The organism is Bradyrhizobium sp. 137 (assembly GCF_023074095.1).
Taxonomy (GTDB): Bacteria; Pseudomonadota; Alphaproteobacteria; order Rhizobiales; family Xanthobacteraceae; genus Bradyrhizobium.
This window is the reverse complement of record NZ_JADPKU010000074.1, coordinates 1-1,911: the sequence shown is the minus strand read 5'-3', so window position 1 is coordinate 1,911 and position 1,911 is coordinate 1. Positions and strand designations below refer to the sequence as shown.

At 63.5% G+C, this 1,911-nt stretch carries 1 protein-coding gene and 1 pseudogene; both read right to left on the bottom strand.

From position 1 onward, the window contains the following. Nucleotides 1-180: 180 nt before the first annotated feature. Nucleotides 181-422: pseudogene (locus IVA78_RS23100) on the bottom strand (hypothetical protein). Between the two features lie 2 nt (nucleotides 423-424). Next, nucleotides 425-1,911, bottom strand: a protein-coding gene (locus IVA78_RS23095) for an IS66 family transposase (RefSeq protein WP_247468122.1) whose coding sequence is annotated in 2 segments (ribosomal slippage) — nucleotides 425-1,066 and nucleotides 1,068-1,911 — 1,486 coding nt annotated over the 2 segments. Because the reading frame shifts where the segments join, the coding sequence is not laid out codon by codon here. This gene is flagged as partial in the annotation.

The window sequence follows — 1,911 nt, the reverse complement described above, 5'->3', positions numbered from 1 at the left end:
CAAGAGACCCTTGTCCGTGAAGCCATCGGCGGCCAACGCAAACGCTAATTGAGCAAAAGAAGAATTGGCACCGAGTCCCCTCAGTCCCGGGAATTCCTTGACGTTCCAGAAGTCGGCCCAATTCTTCGGCCCGCCCTTCGGGAAAGCGGTATCCATCCGAGCTAGGCCGCGGACAGGGGCTCACCGATTCCACCGCTTGAGGAGTTCGGGGGCTTCCTTGTGCATCCTGATGAGCTCCGTCAGCTTTTCGTGCCGAAGCCGGTGAACGCCATGACCTGGTCGTCACCTATGCCGTAAACCCAGATGACGCCATCCTCTGTGTCCATTCCGTTGGCCACGTCCCAGAGCCAGTCCTCGTCTTCGCCGAGGTCTTTTGCGACGCGAGCGATGGTGAAGACGGCGTGAACCTTGTTGACGTGCATGGCTACGCCGCCTGGGCGGAGGACCTCGACGCAGGAGGCGTCCAGTTCCAGGGCAACAACTCGTGCAGGCGATTCTGCGGCATGTCGGCGATGCGCGCGAAGACGTCGGTAAGCCAGGCTTTCGGGTCGACGTCGTTGAGACGCGCCGTCATGATAAGCGTGGCCATCGCGGCAGCCCGCTCCGCGCCGCGATCAGAACCGGCGAACAACCATGCCTTTCTTCCCAGCGCAAAGCCGCGCAGCGCTCGCTCGGCCGCATTGTTGGTCAGGCAGATCCTTCCGTCGTGGACAAAGCGAGCAAAGCCTTCCCATCGGTTGAGCAGATAATTGATCGGCTTGATCACGTTGGACGAACGCGAGAGCCGGGCGGATTCCGCCCGTAGCCAAGCCTCAAAATCGCTCAGCAGCGGCGCGCTTCTGTCTTGGCGGACCCGTAGCCGCTCCGCAGCACTCGACCCATGGATCTCGCGCTCGATCTCGAACAGCTGGTCAATTCGACGAACCGCTTCCAGCGCAATGGGCGAGATCGCCGTCGCCGATCTTCCGCGGCGAGCGTTCTGGGCGATATCGGCCAGTTCGAAGAATGCTCTGCGGCCGTGCGCCCAGCAGAAGGCGGCCGTGGCGGGCACCGCCTTGCGCCCCGGGATCGAAGAGCGCGTTGAACCCGCTATAGGCGTCGGCTTGAAGGATGCCGGCGAAGTCCTGAAGATGCCGCGCCGGATGTTCGCCGCGCCGATCGCGCGAGGCGTAAAACAGCGCCGCCGGCGGACCTTGCCCGCCAAATGGCCGATCGTCGCGGACATAGGTCCAAATCCGCCCGGTATCCGTCTTTCCCTTCGCCAGGATCGGGATCTTGGTGTCGTCGCCATGGAGCCTATCGGCGGAGAGCACATGGGCTTCGATCAGTTCAAAGATGGGCCTGACCGCGAACGCTCCGGCGCCAACCTGATCCGCCAGCGTCGAGACCGACAGGTCGATCCCCTCGCATTTGAAGCGCTGGCTCTGTCGGTTCAGCGGCTGATGCTGACCAAATTTGTCGTACAGGATCGTCGCCAGAAGCTGCGGTCCGATATAGCCCCGCGGCGTGGCATAGAACGGTGCCGGTGGCTGCGTGATCGCCTCGCAGTCCCGGCAACTGAACTTCTCCCGCACCGTGTCGATCACCTTGAACCGGCGTGGGATCTCCTCCAGCGTCGAGGTCACGCTTTCGCCGAGCTTCGACAGCCGCGCCGACCCGCAGCAGGGGCATTGCGTCGGAGCCGGCAGGACCACGCGTTCGCGCACGATGTCGTCGGGGAAGGGTTGGCGCACCGGCCGCTTGCGCTCAAACGAACGCACCGTCGGCATCTTCCTGGCCGCCTTCTCGGCGGCGAGTTCATTCTCAGTTGCAGCCGCCTCAAGCTCCTCAAGCTCCAGCTCTAGCTGATCGAGCAGCCGCGCCGATCGTTCCGAGCGCGTGCCATAGAGCGTCCGCCGCAGCTTCTCGATC